Genomic DNA, 2,613 nt, shown 5'->3' with positions numbered 1-2,613 from the left:
CCACCACCCACCACGCCCGCACCCGCCGCTGACCGGTCCGAACCCGTTCCCAAGGAGTCCCGTGCCCGCACTGACCCCAAACGACATCCACACCGCCGCCGAAACCCTGTCCCGGCTCACCGAATACCTGCACGCCGAACCCGACCCCGGCGAGGCGCTCGCCCTCATCGAGCCGCTGCTGGATGAGTACACCGGCATCCCCGTCCAGCTCGGCGACGCCCTGCGCGCCCTGGCCCGCGCCGTGCTCGACCACCCCGACACCCCGCGCACCCCCGGCCTGCACAGGCTGGTCGCGGAGCTGCGCGACGCCGCGTGGGAGCAGACCGACCAGCACACCCTGCACTACGCCCTGGACGACCTGCGCGCCCTGCTCACGGGCGCCTCCTCCAACACGCCGGAGTGCTCCGCGTGTCGGTGAGCGAGCGGCAGCTCGCCCAGTTCACCGACAAGCACGCCTGGCGGATCCCGTTCGACACCAGTCCCCGCCACCTCGCCGGGCCCGGCGACGCCCGCCACGTCACCCACGGCCTGGCCGCGGCCGGATGGACCCGCACCTCCGACCCGCTGAGCCCGGAAATGGTTCTGCGCAGCCCCGACCAGCGTCACCGCCTGCAGTTCGACCCGCAGTCCGCCACCTCCGCCTGGTGGCGGCTGCGGGCCGAGGCCACCGACACCGAACCCGGCTGGTACGCCGAGTTCGGCGAACTCGTCCCCGCCGAGATCCTCAGCAGCGTCACCGACACCCTCATCTCCCCGCCGACGCGCGAACAGCCGGAAATCTGGGATGTGTTGACCTCGGCCGGCTGGCTGCTCGACGCACAGAACGCGGCCCACTCGCCGGACGCCATGTGCCACATCAAACATCGGCCCGCCGACGGCCACGCGGTGCGTTCTGGCACGTAGAAACGTGCGAACCGGGACACGGCACACCCGTGGGCCGCCAGATCTGGCACGCCCGGTTCGACAGCCGCACCCCCTCCCGCCTGGTGACCGCGTTCGTCACCGCGCTCACCGACACCGGCCCGCTCCAGCGCGGCATGTACGACCGCACCGCCCACTACAGCGTCGTACAGGAGCCGAGCCCGCTGAGCCCACAGCAGGTGGTCGCCGCGCACACGGCCCGCCTCGACGCCCTCCGCACCCGGGCACGCGCCGCGCGCCGCCGTCAGCGGCCCGCCGCCGCCAGGGCCGCGGCGCCACCGTCCGGTACCGCGGCATCTGTCGTCCGGCGCTGACCAACTGGCCGTAGTCGGCCCAAGCCCACCGCCTCCCCCAAGGAACCCGCCATTTCCCCATCATCCGATTCCCACCGCGCGTTGCTCATAGAGCTCGGTCGCTTCCTGCGGGACAGCCAGAAGATCCTTGACGCCTGGAACGCGTACTCCGACGAGCACACCGACCTCGACGGGTGGCCCTACGACGAGGACGCTTACGGCCGCCGCGCCGGCATGCGCGATGCCGCCACCGCCGAGGCGTTCGACAGCGTCCGCGACGGCGCGCACCATCTCCTGGCCACCGCTCAAACCCAGCTCGCGCAGCTGCCGGCCCATGCGGTGCAGAACCGCTGGGTGTGGCAACTGCTCGTCCTGCGTGAGGCGCTCGACCGCCTCGATGTGCTGCACGAGAAGTGGTTGCGGACCCGTGACAGCCTCCCCGCCGACGCCCGTCCCGGCAACGAGGCGTTCGACGACGCCCTCGCCGAACATCACGCCGAAGCGTGGAGCTGCCTCGACGACTGGGGCACCCACGGCCACGCCGTCCGCGACATCAACGCCGCCGCCCGGCACGCCCCCTCACCGCTGGCCCCGCCGCCGACCGCGGCCGCAGCCCCCGTAACCGGCCGGGCCGGCAAGGTACGGAGCTGACCGTGCCCGAGCCTGCCGAGACCGTGGACGTCGACTTCGTCGCCCCGCGGCACCTGGCCGACGGCGGGGACCCCGCATGGGTCACCGTCCCGCTGCACCGCGCCTGCGGCTGGAGCTACGGCCACGACCCCCTGATGCCGCGCGTGATCCTCTCCAGTCCCGACCAGAAGGCACTCCTGCGGCTCGAGCCCGACCCCGACGGTCAGTGGTGGACACTGACCCACGCACCCGAGCCCGACCGGCCCGCCTGGTACGCGAGCTTCGGTGCCCGCACACCGGTCGAGATCATCGCCGCCTTCACCGACGCTCTCACTGACCCCACCGCCGACCCGTCGAACGCCCGGGACCCACTGGAGCCACTCCTGCGCGCGGGCTGGTCACCGGCCTACCACCACTATCGGTTCGCCTCCCCCGACGGCGCAGTACGCGTCGACATACACGGGACGACCGGCACCTGGTGGGTGGGCACCAGCCTCGACGACACCCGGCCTCCCGTGTGGCAGGCCCGCTTCGGCGAGCACACGCCAGGACACCTGATCACCGCGTTCACCCGCGCGCTCGCCGACACCAGCCCGCTTCTGCGCCAGGGCAATTGGTTCAGCATCCCCGCGTACGGCACCGAGTTCATCACCCGCACCCCGGGTGAACTGCCCGCCGCTCAGGTCGCCTTGCGTCTGGAGGACCGCGTCCGCGCCCTCGCCGCCCGGACTACCGGACCGCCTCCGTCCTCGCCGCCCCCGCGCCGCCC

The 2,613-nt window shown here is 72.8% G+C and carries 5 protein-coding genes; all 5 read left to right on the top strand.

Translation table 11 applies throughout. The features are described 5' to 3' along the window. The coding region (locus G6048_RS47685; RefSeq protein WP_235991145.1) for a hypothetical protein at window positions 1-418 on the top strand (418 nt) is incomplete at its 5' end. Continuing rightward, the gene (locus G6048_RS51700; protein ID WP_328829127.1) at window positions 409-903 is read left to right on the top strand and encodes a DUF317 domain-containing protein; all 495 of its coding nucleotides are present in this window, start codon (window positions 409-411) and stop codon (window positions 901-903) included. The genes G6048_RS47685 and G6048_RS51700, both read left to right, overlap by 10 nt. Next, complete coding sequence (locus G6048_RS51695) at window positions 849-1,235, top strand: DUF317 domain-containing protein (protein WP_328829125.1); 387 nt, start codon at window positions 849-851, stop codon at window positions 1,233-1,235. Before G6048_RS51700 ends, G6048_RS51695 begins: the two co-directional genes overlap by 55 nt. Before the next feature lie 81 nt (window positions 1,236-1,316). After that, complete coding sequence (locus G6048_RS47675; RefSeq protein WP_235991144.1) at window positions 1,317-1,865, top strand: hypothetical protein; 549 nt, start codon at window positions 1,317-1,319, stop codon at window positions 1,863-1,865. Window positions 1,866-1,867: 2 nt separating this feature from the next. Continuing rightward, on the top strand, window positions 1,868-2,613 hold a 746-nt coding region (locus G6048_RS47670; RefSeq protein ID WP_165345837.1), incomplete at its 3' end, for a DUF317 domain-containing protein.

The sequence above is a fragment of the Streptomyces ureilyticus genome (assembly GCF_011045025.1).
Lineage (GTDB): Bacteria > Actinomycetota > Actinomycetes > Streptomycetales > Streptomycetaceae > Streptomyces > Streptomyces ureilyticus.
The sequence above is the reverse complement of the archived record's forward strand: the minus strand, read 5'-3'. Positions and strand labels throughout refer to the sequence as shown.